This is a genomic window from Nocardia sp. NPDC041819, from assembly GCF_055590505.1.
Window position 1 is genome coordinate 533018 of the sequence record NZ_JBVJAP010000001.1, and the last position, 15176, is coordinate 548193.

Annotated in this window: 17 protein-coding genes; 11 read left to right on the top strand and 6 right to left on the bottom strand. The window is 68.1% G+C overall.

All coding sequences use genetic code 11. From position 1 onward, the window contains the following. Positions 1-147: 147 nt before the first annotated feature. Positions 148-1611 (bottom strand): MFS transporter, encoded by a 1464-nt coding sequence (locus tag ACZ6DL_RS02445; protein WP_466048520.1) that lies wholly within the window; start codon positions 1609-1611, stop codon positions 148-150. 54 nt (positions 1612-1665) lie between these two features. On the opposite strand from ACZ6DL_RS02445, the gene ACZ6DL_RS02450 reads away from it, so the two are divergent. From ACZ6DL_RS02450 to ACZ6DL_RS02470, 5 genes are all read left to right on the top strand, one after another. Then, positions 1666-2409, top strand: a complete 744-nt coding sequence (locus ACZ6DL_RS02450; protein WP_466048521.1) for a TetR/AcrR family transcriptional regulator C-terminal domain-containing protein — start codon at positions 1666-1668, stop codon at positions 2407-2409. A 153-nt stretch (positions 2410-2562) separates the two neighbouring features. Then, complete coding sequence (locus ACZ6DL_RS02455) at positions 2563-3291, top strand: acetoacetate decarboxylase family protein (RefSeq protein WP_466048522.1); 729 nt, start codon at positions 2563-2565, stop codon at positions 3289-3291. 549 nt (positions 3292-3840) lie between these two features. Beyond that, positions 3841-4206 carry a YidH family protein gene (locus ACZ6DL_RS02460; RefSeq protein WP_466048523.1) on the top strand — a complete coding sequence of 122 codons (366 nt, stop codon included), beginning with the start codon at positions 3841-3843 and terminating at the stop codon, positions 4204-4206. Then, positions 4203-4511, top strand: a complete 309-nt coding sequence (locus ACZ6DL_RS02465) for a DUF202 domain-containing protein (RefSeq protein ID WP_062969819.1) — start codon at positions 4203-4205, stop codon at positions 4509-4511. The genes ACZ6DL_RS02460 and ACZ6DL_RS02465 overlap by 4 nt, the downstream gene beginning before the upstream one ends. Positions 4512-4558: 47 nt before the next feature. Next, positions 4559-6460, top strand: coding sequence for an alkyl/aryl-sulfatase (locus tag ACZ6DL_RS02470; protein ID WP_466048524.1), 1902 nt, complete (start codon positions 4559-4561; stop codon positions 6458-6460). Between the two features lie 20 nt (positions 6461-6480). Here the strand turns inward: ACZ6DL_RS02470 and ACZ6DL_RS02475 are convergent, their stop codons facing one another. The 4 genes from ACZ6DL_RS02475 to ACZ6DL_RS02490 all read right to left on the bottom strand — a co-directional run bounded on the left by ACZ6DL_RS02475 (position 6481) and on the right by ACZ6DL_RS02490 (position 8704). Then, a complete protein-coding gene (locus ACZ6DL_RS02475) occupies positions 6481-6972 on the bottom strand; it encodes a hypothetical protein (RefSeq protein WP_393228445.1) in 492 nt (163 codons plus the stop codon). Between the two features lie 137 nt (positions 6973-7109). After that, positions 7110-7628 carry a DUF1990 family protein gene (locus tag ACZ6DL_RS02480; protein ID WP_466048526.1) on the bottom strand — a complete coding sequence of 173 codons (519 nt, stop codon included), beginning with the start codon at positions 7626-7628 and terminating at the stop codon, positions 7110-7112. A gap of 238 nt (positions 7629-7866) precedes the next feature. Continuing rightward, positions 7867-8343: a M23 family metallopeptidase gene (locus ACZ6DL_RS02485; RefSeq protein WP_466049527.1), complete on the bottom strand. Its 477-nt coding sequence runs from the start codon at positions 8341-8343 to the stop codon at positions 7867-7869. Positions 8344-8422: 79 nt separating this feature from the next. After that, the gene (locus ACZ6DL_RS02490) at positions 8423-8704 is read right to left on the bottom strand and encodes a hypothetical protein (protein ID WP_466048527.1); all 282 of its coding nucleotides are present in this window, start codon (positions 8702-8704) and stop codon (positions 8423-8425) included. A gap of 378 nt (positions 8705-9082) precedes the next feature. Between ACZ6DL_RS02490 and rpsB the strand changes: the two genes are divergently transcribed. The 5 genes from rpsB (at position 9083) to ACZ6DL_RS02515 (ending at position 13461) form a co-directional block, all read left to right on the top strand. Next, a complete protein-coding gene (gene rpsB / locus ACZ6DL_RS02495) occupies positions 9083-9907 on the top strand; it encodes a 30S ribosomal protein S2 (RefSeq protein WP_357116251.1) in 825 nt (274 codons plus the stop codon). A 99-nt stretch (positions 9908-10006) separates the two neighbouring features. After that, positions 10007-10831, top strand: a complete 825-nt coding sequence (tsf, locus tag ACZ6DL_RS02500; protein ID WP_040868273.1) for a translation elongation factor Ts — start codon at positions 10007-10009, stop codon at positions 10829-10831. A gap of 195 nt (positions 10832-11026) precedes the next feature. After that, the gene (pyrH, locus tag ACZ6DL_RS02505; protein WP_040868271.1) at positions 11027-11755 is read left to right on the top strand and encodes a UMP kinase; all 729 of its coding nucleotides are present in this window, start codon (positions 11027-11029) and stop codon (positions 11753-11755) included. 50 nt (positions 11756-11805) lie between these two features. After that, positions 11806-12363, top strand: a complete 558-nt coding sequence (gene frr, locus ACZ6DL_RS02510; protein ID WP_040868343.1) for a ribosome recycling factor — start codon at positions 11806-11808, stop codon at positions 12361-12363. Positions 12364-12471: 108 nt separating this feature from the next. Then, positions 12472-13461, top strand: a complete 990-nt coding sequence (locus ACZ6DL_RS02515; RefSeq protein ID WP_466048529.1) for a phosphatidate cytidylyltransferase — start codon at positions 12472-12474, stop codon at positions 13459-13461. Positions 13462-13470: 9 nt separating this feature from the next. Here the strand turns inward: ACZ6DL_RS02515 and ACZ6DL_RS02520 are convergent, their stop codons facing one another. Further along, complete coding sequence (locus tag ACZ6DL_RS02520) at positions 13471-13815, bottom strand: LapA family protein (protein WP_466048531.1); 345 nt, start codon at positions 13813-13815, stop codon at positions 13471-13473. A 125-nt stretch (positions 13816-13940) separates the two neighbouring features. On the opposite strand from ACZ6DL_RS02520, the gene rlmN reads away from it, so the two are divergent. Then, positions 13941-15050: a dual-specificity RNA methyltransferase RlmN gene (gene rlmN, locus ACZ6DL_RS02525; RefSeq protein WP_466048532.1), complete on the top strand. Its 1110-nt coding sequence runs from the start codon at positions 13941-13943 to the stop codon at positions 15048-15050. Positions 15051-15176: the final 126 nt, after the last annotated feature.

The window sequence follows — 15176 nt, forward strand, 5'->3', positions numbered from 1 at the left end:
GCGAGACCATCAGCCCCGGGGTCGGAATCATTCATACCGGGGGAGCCGACGAGACGCCGAGACCGTTATTCTGCGTGGCCTCCGAGCCGTCGGCGCCGGGCCGGACCGGTGGACAATTCACCGGTCCAGCGCGGGTCGCTGACATGATCAGCCGTGCGCGACCGGAGCGTTTTCCGGTTGCTGGGCCGGTTGTGGCCGCCGCGCCCGCAGCAGGACCGCGCCGAGCAGGGCGGCGGCGACACTGAATCCGGCGCTGATCCATGCCCCGGCGGACATGGCGGCGGTGAAGGCGTCCTTGGCGGGCTCGATGTACCCCAGCTGGAAGGCGGCGCCGATGGATTCGCGCGCCGCGTCGGGAACGTCGGCGGGCATGTTCGAGGTGAACACGCCGGCCAGCACGCTACCGAGGACGGCGATGCTGATCGCCATGCCGACCTGCTGGATCGTGTCGTTCATCGCGGAGCCCACCCCGGCGTGCTGGAGCGGGATCGCGCTCATGATCGCCGCGTAGGCGGCCGGACCCGCCAGGCCCCCGCCGATGCCCATCACCAGCATGCTGACCAGAACCCACAGGTATCCGCTCCCGGCCGCGAGAATGCCGAAGGCCACGCCCATGACGAGCAGTCCCGACACGATGAGCGTCTTGTTGCTCAGAGTCTTGCCCAGCGTCGCGCCGAGGCCGTTGCAGACCGCCGCCGCCACGGCGTACGGCAGCAGCGCCAGCCCGGCTTTCATCGGACCGTAGCCGAGCACGAACTGCAGGTACTGGGTGAGCATGAGCATGACCGCGCCCATGCCGAAGACCATCAGCAGCAGAGTGAGGGAGGTGCCCGTGAAATCCCGGCTGCGGAACACCGCCAAGGGCAGCATGGGATGTGCCGAGCGGCTCTCCCAGACGACGAAGCCGGCCGCCGCGAGGACGGCCAGCACGATCACGCCGATGTTCCACTCCCGCTCGATGATCACGTAGACCGTCGCGCTCAGCGCTACGACGGACAGGACGACGCCGACGAGGTCGACCGGCCGTTGTTCGCCGGTGGTCTCCGGCATCAGCACGACGGCCGCGATGATCGCCAGCGCCGCCACCGGGATATTCAGCAGGAACACCGACCCCCACCAGTAGTGCTGGAGCAGGAAGCCGCCCAGCGTGGGCCCGGCGACGATGCCGACCATGGACACCGTCGACCAGGCCGCCATCGCCGTGCGCCGTTCGTCCTCGGCGAAGGTGGTCATGAGGATCGACAGGGTCGATGGCATCAACAGCGACCCGCCGACGCCCATCGCGACGCGGGCGGCCACGACCTGCCACGGTTCGGTCGCCAGCACGGCCGCCAGCGACGCCACCCCGAACACGGCCAAGCCGGTGATCAGCGCTCGTCGCCTGCCGAACCGGTCGGACAGGCTTCCGGCGGTGAGCAGGAGCCCGGCGAAGACCAGCACGTAGGCGTCCAGAATCCACTGCACGTCCGCCGGTGTGGCGCCTAGCTCCCGGATCAGCGACGGGATCGCGAGATTGAGCACGGTGCTGTCGAGCATCAGCACGAGCAAGGACAGACAGAGGACCCCCAGGACCCACCAGCGGCGGGGGTCTCGTACAACGTTCGATTCCACTCGCACAGCGTACGAGAAACTCGAACGCTGTGCGAGAGATTATAAGATCGTGTCGTGACCAAGCAGTTCGCCTCGGTATGGACCAAGCAACCCCGTCAGCCCAAGACATCCGGGTTGCACCGGGAGCAGATCATCGCCGCGGCGGTCGAGATCCTCGACGCCGAAGGGCTGGAGTCGCTGAGCATGCGCAAGCTCGGCGCGAAGCTGGGCGCGGGCGCGACCAGTCTCTACTGGCACGTCTCCAACAAGGAAGAGTTGCTGGAATTGGTGCTCGACCAGTTCTGGGGGGTGGTGCGGATTCCGGAACCTGAAGAGGCGTCCTGGCGCGAATTGCTCACGACTTTCGCCTACAGCTTCCGCGCGTCCATTCGGGAGCATCCGTGGAGCGTCTCGTTGATCGGGCAACTGCCCAGTATCGGTCCCAACTCGCTGCGGCTGAGCGATCGGCTGCGCCGCGCCTTCCTGCGGGCGGGGTTCGAGGGGGTGGACATCTACCTGGCCAGCGGAACGGTGATGTGTTTCGTCCTCGGCCAGGTGACTCCCGAAATCGCCTGGGAGAAGGCGTCGAAGGGGGCCGAGGTCGACACCGACGGCATACTGCACGTGATGGACGAGGTGGCAGGCGGCTATCCCGAGATGCTCGCGGACTACCGGGCGACCGTCCCTGCCGATCAGGAGGCGGGGCGGGCCATGGCCTTCGACTTCGGCTTGCTCTGCGTCCTGGATGGTTTGCAGGCGCGCCTGCGCGCGATGTCGGAATCTCCGGGGTCGCCCCGAACGGGGGTATCGAGCGAGTGACCTGGACAAGACTGCAACGGGTTATTTTTGGTATAAGGCGTGCGGATCGGCGGTATTGTGCGAACAAACTGATACCCGTTCTATAGCCGCGTCTCGCGGCAGGTTTGTGGCCCCGCGGCGCAGTCCGCCGCAGTTGCGCAGAAAGGCGTCTCCGTGAGTACGCACACCGTCCTCGGCCGCGAGGTGCGCATGCCGGTCCGCATTCGGCTCGCGCACGCGTTCATGGCTACCTACCTGGTGTCCGCCGAGCCGGCGCAGCGCCTCATCGACTACTCCGGCCTGCGGCTGCTCCGGCTGCCGGGCGGGCGGGCGATGTGCACACTGGTCTTCGTCGACTACGTCGACGGCGATCTCGGCCCCTACAACGAGTTCGGCGTCTCGTTCATGGTGCGCCACCACACCGCGGGCGCGGCCTCGGGATTCGGGGATCTGCGGGCGCTGGTGACCGGGCGGGCCGGTGTATTGATCCACCGGCTGCCGGTCGACGGTGATTTCACCCTCGCCGCAGGACGCGGCATCTGGGGATTTCCGAAAGAACTCGCCGAATTCGCCGTCGACCACGGTGGCCGGACGCGCACCGGCGCGCTGCACCAGAATGGGCAGCTCATCGCCGATCTCGCGATTCGGCCCGGGTTCGCGACTCCGAACCGCGCCACCGGGTCCTCGTTCGACGCCTACTCGCATATCGATGGCGTCACCCGCTGCACGCGCTGGGAGATGCGGCCTTCGGGCATGCGAGCGCGTTTCGGCGGGGCCGAGCTGACTCTCGGGGACCACGAGATCGCCGCGGAACTCCGGTCGCTCGGCCTGCCGAAGCGTGCGGTGATGTCCTCGTCCGTCTCGCGACTGGCCATGACGTTCGAGGACGCGATCGCGGTCTGAGGCCGCTGGTAACCACCCGGTCACGGGCGCGCGGGGAGCGTGGACGGTGCTCACGGCGCCGGTTACGCTGACGTTGCTGATCATTTGCCAATGCTCTCGGTTATGGAGTGTGCCCGTGATCGTCACCGACCGCATCTGCGCGTCTGAAGTGCGCTTCGCGCTGCGACGACCATCCGAGTACCGGCGACTTCCGGGAGCAGGCCGTCCTGTCGGATGCCTTCGGCAGACATGGTTGCTGACTGGCATGGGAGCCCCCGATGCGGCAGCCGGTCCGCTGCGCGATGCGACGGTTGGCGCGCACGCCGGGGCGAACGCTCCGGCGGGCGTACCGTCACCGATCGCGTTCCCACGGCCGGTGCGGACCAGCCGCGAGCTTCCACTCCTCCCACTAGCGTGGTGCGGTGTGACCACCGTGCGGTCCGGCGTGAAGCAGCGCGCCGGAAGAACACTTTGCGCCGAGAACCGCCCCTTCTCGCGGCACGCGAGTGCCGGCCACGCGACCCCCACCTGGGCGGATGCCCCAGGGCGCTCGATCCGAACCGAGGCGGCGTGACGCTGCCGAATCCGGAAGCCGAATCGGACGAGGGCGACGAGGAACTCGACTACCGCTTCACGCTCGCGAACGAGCGCACCTTCCTGGCCTGGATGCGGACCGCGCTGGGGCTGCTGGCCGGCGGCGTCGCGGTGCACACACTGGTCCAGTCGTTCCGGATCGCGGGGCTGCGGCGCGCGATCGCGTTGAGCTGCCTGGTCTTGGCGGCGGTCGTCGCGGTCGGGGCGTACGCGCACTGGCGGCGCATCGGCGTGGCCATGCGGCGCGGCGATCCGCTGCCGGAGACGGTGCTGGTGCCCATCCTGTCGGCGGGCATCGCGATCGTCTCGGTGCTGGCGGGTGTGGCGGTGCTGCTGCGATGAGCGCGCCGCATCTGTCCGCCGAACGCACCGCACTGGCGTGGCGGCGCACCGCCGTGTCGGCGATGGTCGTCGGCACGCTGTTCATGCATCAGGCGCTCGGCAGCGGGTGGCGCGCGGCCGCCGTCGCGCCCATCGGCGCAGCGATCGCGATGGCGGCGCTGGCCGGGGGCTGCTACCTGCGCAACCGCGGGCTGCACCGAGGCCACTACGCCCATGGCGGCCGCGTCATCGCCGGGACGGCGATGGCGGTGGTCGTGGTCGCGCTGGCCGCCGCGGCGGCCGGTTCTCTCGAACCGCTGCCCTGAAAGGCCGGCGGCCCAGCAAGGTTGGCCGAGACGACAGGAGGACGACAATGAGCACAGCGAGCGAGCCGAGCCACTTCATCGTCGCGGAGCACGAGCGCGCGACCGCCGCCCTGCCCTTCGCCGACACGGCCGATTCGGCCGACTCCGAGCGCGGTTTCCTCGCCGCGCTGGAACCCGGCGTGGTCACCTCCGAAGATGGAACCGTCGTGTGGGACAACGACTCCTATTCGTTCCTGCGGGATCCCTGCCCGGCCTCGGTGCATCCCAGCCTGTGGCGGCAGTCTGGCCTCGCGATGCGACAAGGGTTGTTCGAGGTGACCGAGGGCATCTATCAGATCCGCGGTTTCGACATCTCCAATATGACGCTGGTCGAAGGCGAAACCGGCGTCCTCGTCATCGATCCGCTGATCTCGGCCGAGACCGCCGCGGCAGGTCTCGCGCTCTACCGCGCCCATCGGGGCGACCGGCCGGTGACCGGACTGATCTATACGCATTCGCACATCGACCACTTCGGCGGGGCGTGCGGGGTCACCACCGCGGCGGCGGTCGAGGAAGGGCGCTGTCCGGTGCTGGCGCCGGCCGGCTTCCTGGAACACGCGGTGGCGGAGAACATCTACGCGGGAACGGCGATGGCGCGCCGCGCCGGGTACATGTACGGCGCGGTGCTGCCGCGCGGACCGCTGGGCGCGGTGGGCTCCGGGCTCGGTCAGACCACGTCGGTCGGCACGGTCACGCTGATCCCGCCGACCGTCGACATCACCGCCACCGGCCAAGAGGAGACGATCGACGGCATACGGATGGTCTTCCAGCTCACCCCCGGCACCGAGGCGCCCGCGGAGATGAACTTCCACTTCCCCGACCGCCGCGCCCTGTGCATGGCGGAGAACGCGACCCACACGCTGCACAACGTGCTCACGTTGCGCGGCGCGCTGGTACGCGACGCTCATATCTGGGCGAGATATCTGACCGAGGCGATCAACCTGTTCGCCCGCGATTCCGACGTCGTCTTCGCCTCGCACCATTGGCCGACCTGGGGCACCGAACGCCTGGTGGAATTCCTCTCCCTGCAACGCGACCTGTACGGGTACCTGCACGACCAGACCGTCCGCCTGCTGAATCAGGGCTACGTGGGCGCGGAGATCGCCGAGCTGGTCACTCTTCCGCCCGCCATCGAGCAGGCCTGGCACACGCGCGGATACTACGGTTCGGTCAGCCACAACGCGAAGGCCGTCTACCAGCGCTACATGGGCTGGTTCGACGGCAACCCCGCCCACCTGTGGGAGCACCCGCCGGTCGAATCCGCCCGGCGCCACGTGGAATTCATGGGCGGCGCGGACGAAGTGCTGCGCAAGGCGCGGGCCTCCTACGACGCCGGGGACTACCGCTGGGTGGCCCAGGTGCTCAACTACGTCATCTTCGCCGAGCCGGACAACGACGACGCGAAGCAATTGCAGGCCACGACGTTCGAGCAACTGGGCTACGGGGCGGAGAACGCGACCTGGCGCAACTTCTATCTCAGCGGAGCCTACGAGCTGCGCTACGGTTCGTTCGGCACGCCCACCAAGAGCGAATCGCCGACCATGGTGGCGGCACTGAGTATCGACCAGATCTTCGACGCCTTGGCGCTGCGCGTCGACGGCCCCAAGGCGTGGGACCATCGGCTCGTGACGGACTGGATACTCACCGACCAGGACCGCACCCACCGGCTCGAATTGCGCAACGGCCGCCTCACCCACTTCGACGTCGCGCCCGGCATGACCCTCCCGGAACCCGATGCCTCGTTCACGCTGGCCAAGTCCACCCTGATCCGGGTGTTGCTGGCCGGCGACGACTTCGGCGTCGCGGCGGCGGCGGGCGACATCGTCATCGAGGGAGACGTCACCAAGCTCGCCGAACTGGTCGGCATCTTCGACGCTCCCGATCCCGATTTCGCGATCGTCACCCCGTAGCTCGTGGCCGGTAGCGGCCCCTATCGCGCATCCCGGCCGAAGAAGTAGCCGACCACGATCCCCGCCAGACCTGACACCGGCGCCAGATATTGCGTCAGTTCCTGCGCCGGAAGACCTTTGACGATGCCGAACATGACTCCGGCTACCGTGCCTGCCACGAGCGCGGCGGCAAGTCCCGCACGGTAGCGAGCCTCCAGGATCTTGTTCTTCGCCTCCGCCTCTTCCTTGATCAGCTCGGTGCGCCTCGACTCCGCTTGGAGTTCGTGGTCGCGCCGGGCCCGGTCGACGGCCTCGGTATCCGAGTACGCCGATGCCTGGTATTCGCGCTTCGCCGTGAGGTAGGTCATCATCTGCTCGAACGACATGGATTCGACGCCCATCAGTCGCGCGGATTCGAGGATGTCGGCGATCTCGGCCCTGGCGTCGAGCATCTCGTCGTAGACGGGTGACGACGGACTGCTCTCTACTGGGAGATTCGGAGGTTCCTCGGCCATCTGGGGTTCGCCGGTCACCGGAACAGTATCGCTCGCTCATCGGTCGGCTGCGGGGCAGTCAGAAGTTCTGCGCGGGGGCAAATTTCGGCGATGTCGGAGCGAAGCCGTCGTGTCGCAGCCGCTCCGCGCGGCTGCGACGCCGGGTACGGCTCGCGTCAGGCGGAGGACGGCAATGCGGCGAGGTATCTGCCCGCGACGAAACGCTGGATCAACCGCACCACGGGGCCGCCGAGCCGGGTGTACCAAGTCGCGGGGCGCGAGAACGCGACGATCAGGCCGTACACCGTTTCGTCGGCAGGGTCGTACTCGACGGCGAACAATTCTTCGCCGGACGCCGGGTGTCCGGGCAAGGTTCCGTACGCGAAACCCCGCCGATCCGGTTCCTCGAGTACGTACACCACGCGGCACGGCGCGGTGATTCCCACGGGACCGAACCCCAGCCGCACCGTGATGTCGGTACCGGGTTCGGCCGTCGGGGTGTCGGCGGATCGAAAGATTCCGGTCCCCTTCTGGACCCGGTAGGTCAGGATCTCCGCACCGGCCCGCTCGAACAGCTCGCGTCCCCGACCGATTCGTCGCCGCAGCCGCAAACCGTGATATCCCTCCGGCACCGCGTCTCGTGTCGCGCCGACCTGGGAATACGTGAACGAGGACCCTGCGCGTCCATCCGCCATGCCCCGATCTTCACCCCATCGCCCACGGTCTCGCCACCCCCGGCTCGCCGACACGCCGGTTTCGATCGTTCCGGGCTCCTCGAAGAAGCGACTCGAGCGCCACGAAACAGCGAGTCAACCGGTGCGGAGGCTCAGAGGCGCAGCGTCGCGCCGCAACGGGAGTGGAGACGCGATCCGATGCGTGACGACGGGCCCGCTCGCTGGTGCTGGGTCGAGGGCGGCCCAGTTCGATTCGGGCTCAGGAACGCACCGGTTTGAGCCGCAGGGGAGTGAAATGGAGCAGTCCGAGGGGGTCCAGATACTCGCGTGTGCGGCGTCGACCGCCCTCGGCGCGGGCTCCCCAGTGCAGACATGCCGTCACGCACCCAGGGTGCCCGGACTCGAGTGTCCCGATCCGGGTGCCGCGGCCGACCCGCCTGCCCACGGGGACCTCGGCACGGACGGGCTCGTAAGTCGTGCGCAGGCCGCCGGGGTGATCGATGGACACGACCGGCTTGTCTGCCACGGTTCCGGCGAACACGACGATCCCTTCTCCCGCGGCGAGCACTGCCTGACCCTCGATGCCTGCCAGATCGACCCCGCGATGCCCCGGTAGCCAGTTCTGCGCGGGTTTGTCGAAGTGCCGTTCAACCGCGGGTCGCGGTTGCAGGGGCCAGCCGAACCGTCCTTCGGGGCCGGCTGTCGCGGTCGGCGCCGTCGCGACGATCGCGGCCATACCGAGAGCCAGGGCCGCAGAGATACGACGAGGCCACATGGCATTCGCATTGGTCATCGGGCCGGGTCCGGAGGTCCGATCACGCTCCGCAGAGGGGTGCGGGCGGCGCGCACAGGTCGCTACCGGAGGCGGAAGCCGTCTCGAGATGCTCGTGCCCACCCGCACCGAGCCCGGATTGCCGGAACGGCAGCGGCGCGCGCCGCAGCAGATCGGAGAGAGACGGCAGGCAAACGGACCCCGTGCACGCCCCGCGCACGGGGTCCGCGCCAGGAGTCTCGGCGCCGACCGGCGGAGCGGCGACGATGCCGAGCACGAAGAACAGGGGGACGAGGAAGGTGGTCGCGGTGGAGAACGGTTTCATGGCTCCAGCCTTCCGCGGTCGCGGCGGCTCCCAGGGCTCGATCCGTGGAATGTGGATAACGCACTCGCTTGTGGAAAGCCGACGTTCCGGCTGGTCAAGGCTTCGGATCGAACCGATTTAGGTCTGGGTGCCACGAGGCCGTAAACTGATCGGGCGGTCTGTGCCTGCATGGACCGACTTCGCGCGCCACCCGTGCTTGTTCATAGCGGCGCTGTTCGGATCGAACTCGATATATGTGAGTTCGCGGCAGCGTGTTCGGAACAGGGAATCGCCGGCTGGTCCCACCCTCGCGGTCGGGTCCGACGATTCGGCGGCGCCAGGGCAGTGGATCGCCGATTCACTGCGTCAACCGGCAAATGAAAGAGAGATACGGGAGCTATGGCTGTCGTAACCATGAAGCAGCTGCTCGACAGCGGCGCACACTTCGGACACCAGACCCGGCGCTGGAACCCGAAGATGAAGCGGTTCATCTTCACCGACCGCAACGGCATCTACATCATCGACCTGCAGCAGACGCTGACCTACATCGACAAGGCCTACGAGTTCGTCAAGGAGACCGTCGCCCACGGTGGCACCGTCCTCTTCGTCGGCACCAAGAAGCAGGCCCAGGAGTCGATCGCGGCCGAGGCGACTCGCGTCGGGATGCCCTACGTCAACCAGCGCTGGCTGGGCGGCATGCTCACCAACTTCTCCACCGTGCACAAGCGCCTGCAGCGCCTCAAGGAGCTCGAGGCCATGGAGCAGACCGGTGGCTTCGAGGGTCGCACCAAGAAGGAAATCCTCATGCTGACGCGTGAGATGAACAAGCTGGAGCGCACCCTCGGCGGTATCCGCGACATGCAGAAGGTGCCCTCGGCCATCTGGGTCGTCGACACCAACAAGGAGCACATCGCCGTCGGCGAGGCGCGCAAGCTGAACATCCCGGTCATCGCGATCCTGGACACCAACTGCGACCCCGACCTGGTCGACTACCCGATCCCGGGTAACGACGACGCGATCCGCTCCGCCGCCCTGCTGACCAAGGTCGTCGCCTCCGCGGTGGCCGAGGGTGTGCAGGCGCGCGCGGGCGCGTCCTCGGGCGACGAGAAGCCGGAGGCGGGCGCGGGCGAGCCGCTGGCGGAATGGGAGCAGGAGCTGCTCGCGCAGGCCGCCCCCGCCGCCGAGGCCGAGGCCGCTGCCGCGGAGACCACGGCCGAGGCCTGAGGACTCGCGTAACCAGCTGTTTCAGCGGCGATCACGAGCGAGTGCCATCGTGATCGCCGCTGCCGACACTCACAACTCTCCGAAGGAGGCTCGCCGAGAATGGCGAACTACACCGCTGCCGATGTGAAGCGGCTCCGGGAGCTGACCGGCTCCGGCATGATGGACTGCAAGAACGCGCTGGCCGAGACCGACGGTGATTTCGACAAGGCCGTCGAGCTGCTGCGCATCAAGGGCGCGAAGGACGTCGGCAAGCGTGCCGAGCGGACCACCGCCGAAGGCCTGGTCGCCGCCAAGGACGGCGTCATGGTCGAGATCAACTCCGAGACCGACTTCGTCGCGAAGAACGCGGAGTTCCAGCAGCTGGCCGAGCAGGTCGTCGCCGCGGCGGCGGCCGCCAAGCCCGGCGACCTGGAGACGCTGAAGGCGCTGGACCTGGGCGGCAAGACCGTCGACGAGGCGGTGCAGGCGCTGGCCGCGAAGATCGGCGAGAAGCTCGAGCTGCGCCGTGTCATCTCGCTGGACGGCCCGGTCGCCACCTACCTGCACAAGCGTGCCTCCGACCTGCCGCCCGCCGTCGGCGTGCTGGTCGAGTACACCGGCGAAGGTGACGCCGCGGCCGAGGCCGCCCGCTCCGCCGCCATGCAGGTCGCCGCGCTCAAGGCCAAGTACGTGACCCGCGACGAGGTTCCTGCCGACATCGTGGAGAACGAGCGCCGCATCGCCGAGCAGACCGCTCGCGAGGAGGGCAAGCCCGAGGCCGCGCTGCCGAAGATCACCGAGGGCCGGGTCAACGGCTTCTTCAAGGACGTCGTGCTGCTGGAGCAGCCGTCGGTCACCGATTCGAAGAAGACCGTCAAGGCGTTGCTGGATGAGGCCGGTGTCACCGTCACCCGCTTCGCCCGCTTCGAGGTCGGCGCGAACTGAGTCTCGCCGCACCCCCAGCGTGCAGGCCCCCCGCCGACCGAACGAACACCGGTTGACGGGGGGCCTTCTGCTGCCGCTCCAACCGAATAAGGCAGGATGGATGCCGCTCTGCCTTGCTCTACGTCACAGGCGCCTGCCGCGCGCAACGAACCGCCCCAAGAACGAGAATCCCTCGCCGAAGGAGACTGGAGACCCATGACGGACCCGGGGACCGATCGCCCAGGATATCGCCGGGTACTGCTGAAACTCGGCGGGGAGATGTTCGGCGGCGGGAAGGTCGGGCTGGACCCGGACGTCGTGCAGACGGTGGCCGAGCAGATCGCCGAGGTGGTCGCCACCGGCATGCAGGTGGCCGTCGTGATCGGCGGCGGGAACTTCTTCCGCGGCGCCGAACTCGAGGAACGCGGCATGGAACGCGCGCGTTCCGACTACATGGGCATGCTCGGCACGGTGATGAACAGCCTTGCCCTGCAAGACTTCCTGCAGCAGCAGGGCGTGGACACCCGGGTGCAGACCGCGATCACCATGGGCCAGGTCGCCGAGCCCTACCTCCCGCTGCGCGCCAAGCGTCACCTGGAGAAGGGGCGCGTAGTCATCTTCGGCGCGGGGATGGGCATGCCGTACTTCTCCACCGACACCACCGCCGCGCAGCGCGCACTGGAGATCGGCGCGGACGTGGTGTTGATGGCCAAGGCGGTCGATGGGGTCTTCACCGCCGACCCGCGCGTCGACGAGACCGCGACCATGTACTCCGAGATCACTCACAAAGAGGTCATCGAGCGCGACCTCAAGGTCGCGGACGCGACCGCCTTCAGCTTGTGCATGGACAACCAGATGCCGATTCTGGTGTTCAATTTGTTGACCAAGGGCAATATCGCCCGCGCGGTCGCCGGTGAGAAGATCGGCACACTGGTTCGGTCCTGATACCCGCGGACCGCGGATCATGACATGACGACGCTGTGGAGGAAACGGTCGTGATTGAAGAAGCGCTCTTCGACGCCGAGGAGAAGATGGAAAAGGCCGTCTCGGTAGCGAAGGACGATCTCGGAACCATTCGTACCGGGCGGGCGAATCCGGGCATGTTCTCCCGGGTCGTGGTCGACTACTACGGATCGCCGACCCCGATCACCCAGATGTCCAGCATCACGGTGCCGGAGCCGCGCATGGTCGTGATCAAACCTTACGAGGCAGGCCAGCTCGGCGCGATCGAGACGGCGATCCGCAACTCCGATCTCGGGGTCAACCCCACCAACAACGGCGACATCATCCGGATCTCGGTGCCGCAGCTGACCGAGGAGCGCCGCCGTGAACTCGCCAAGCAGGCGAGGGGCAAGGGCGAGGACGCCAAGGTCGCCATCCGCAATGTCCGTCGCAAGGCGATGGACGAACTGTCTCGTATCCAGAAGGATGGCGAGGCGGGCGAGGACGAGGTCGGGCGCGCCGAGAAGGAACTCGACAAGACCACCGCCAAGTACGTCGGCCAGGTCGACGAATTGGTCAAGCACAAGGAAGCCGAACTGCTCGAGGTCTGACGCGGATCGGTCGGCAGGCGGGACGGGTCCGGAGGAGGCCGGATCGCCGCGAGTGCCGGCGGAACAGCGCCAAGGCCCGCCCGGGCGGGGGACGAACGGAACGACGAGTTGAGCGACGGGACAATCGTGGCCGAGAACGCCGCCGCGACCGGTGCGGCAGAGGAGCCGCCGGTGAACGGGACAGCCGATGCGAGGCGACAGCACCCGCACGACGCTGGTGCGTCCGGTCATGAACCGTTACGCGGCCCCGCGGCATCCGCACCTGCTCCCGCGTCGAAAGGTTCGCGCGCGGGCCGGAATCTGCCCGCCGCGCTGACCGTCGGCTTCGGTCTGGGGCTTTCGCTGATCGCGATCCTGCTGTTCGTGCCGAAAGTGTTCATCGGCGTCGCGGCGGCCGGGGTCGGCGTGGCCACTTGGGAGGTCGCCAAGCGGCTGCGCGAGGCCGACGTGCTCGTCCCGCGGGTTCCGCTGATCGCGGGTGGCCAGGCGGTGTTCTGGCTGGGCTGGCCGTACGGGGCCAGCGGCGTCGCGGGCGCGTTCGCCGCCACCACGCTGATCTGCATGGTGTGGCGGCTGTTCGATCACGGCTTGCGGACCGCGCCGCGAAACTTCCTGCGCGACACGGCCATCACGGTGTTCACGCTGGCCTGGATCCCCTTGCTGGCCTCGTTCGCGACGCTGCTGCTGCTCGAGCCGGACGGCAACCTGCGGGTGCTGACCTTCATGATCCTGGTGGTCTGCTCCGATGTCGGCGGTTACGTGGCGGGCGTGCTGTTCGGCAAGCATCCGATGGTGCCTTCGATCAGCCCGAAGAAGTCGTGGGAGGGTTTCGCCGGTTCGCTGGTGTTCAGCGTGATCGGCGGTCTGCTCACGGTGACGTTGCTGCTGGAGGCCAACTCGATGATCGGCGTCGTGCTCGGCGTCGGCCTGGTGTTGGTGGCCACCTGCGGTGATCTGATCGAATCGCAGATCAAGCGCGAACTCGGCATCAAGGACATGGGCACCTTGCTGCCGGGTCACGGGGGCATCATGGACCGCCTCGACTCCATGCTTCCTTCGGCGTTCGTCTCCTGGTTGGTGCTGTCGACGCTGCTGTGATCGGGCGCGTCAGCCCTGCTTGGCCGCCTTGCGCAGTTGCAGGATGCGAACGCCGCCCACCGAGGCCATGACGAGTGCGCCGCCGATCACCGACAGCAGCACGGTGACCCCGAGCGGCAGCGAGAAGTCCCAGAAGAAGAAGTGCACTTGGATCTGCTCCAAGTTCTGCAGGATGAAGATCAGCAACAGGACCAGGATCAAGACGCCGGTGACGAGCCCGCTCCAGGCGTAACCCGTGCGTGAGGACAGCGATTTCTTGACAGGGGCGGCAGGCGGGGCGCCCGGCGGCGTCGTGTATCGGCGCTGCGACAGGTCCGGGTCCGGCTCCGTCGGGTATTCGGGGTGCGTGGACATATCTCGATCATGGCCGACAGCTATCGCGGCCGCAGGCATTTCCCGGCGACCAACCGGGCATGTCGGGCCGCCCGACTGTGGGCGAGTGCCCGGGTAGTTCCGGCGGATGGGAGAATGGAGCAACTATGACCGTCTCCCTGCCCCTGGTTTTCGACGCTCCGCGCCGTGGCATGCCGCCGCGGCATCTCGCCGACCTCGATGCCGAGGGCAGGCGCGCGGCCGTAGAGGAACTGGGCCTGCCGAAATTCCGCGCCGATCAGATCGCGCGCCAGTACTACGCACGATTGCAGGCCGATCCGGCGCGGATGACCGACCTGCCGGCCGCGGTGCGGGAGAAGATCGGCGAGGCGCTGTTCCCGCCGTTGTTGAGCGTGGTCAAGCACGTGGGGTGCGACGAGGGGGAGACCCGCAAGACATTGTGGCGCGCGGGCGACGGGACGCTGCTGGAAAGCGTCCTGATGCGCTACCCGGACCGCGCGACCTTGTGCATCTCCAGCCAAGCCGGTTGCGGCATGGCGTGCCCGTTCTGCGCCACCGGTCAGGGCGGGCTCAACCGCAACCTGTCCACCGCCGAGATCGTCGACCAGGTGCGGGCCGCGGCCGCGGCGCTGCGAGACGGCGAAGTGGCGGGTGGGCCCGGCAGGCTGTCCAACATCGTCTTCATGGGCATGGGCGAGCCGCTGGCCAACTACAAGCGGGTGGTCGCGGCGGTCCGCCGGATCACCTCGCCCGCGCCGGACGGCCTGGGCATCTCCCAGCGCAACGTCGTGGTCTCGACCGTCGGGCTCGCTCCGGCCATCCGCAAGCTGGCCGACGAGGGATTGTCGGTCACGCTCGCGGTCTCCCTGCACACGCCCGACGACGAACTGCGCGACACCCTCGTCCCGGTCAACAATCGCTGGCCGATCGCCGAGGTGCTCGACGCGGCCCGCTACTACGCGGACAAGACCGGCCGCCGCGTCTCGGTCGAGTACGCCCTCATCCGCGACATCAACGACCACCCGTGGCGCGCGGACATGCTGGGTGAGAAGCTGCACAAGGCGCTCGGTTCCCGCGTGCACGTCAACGTCATCCCGCTCAACCCCACCCCCGGGTCCAAGTGGGACGCCAGCCCCAAGCCGGTCGAGCAGGAGTTCGTCCGGCGCGTCAACGCCCAGGGCGTGCCCTGCACGGTCCGCGACACCCGCGGCCAGGAAATCGCCGCCGCCTGCGGGCAGCTGGCGGCGGAGAACTGAGACGCCAGAGGCTCGCAGGCCGATGGGACCGCGCGAGCGGACGCGCCGGCCGAAGCCGCACACGATTGCGCTTGCCCGGTAACGGGGTTCGGAGCGTCCTTCTCGACGGCTGGTGTCGGATGACCC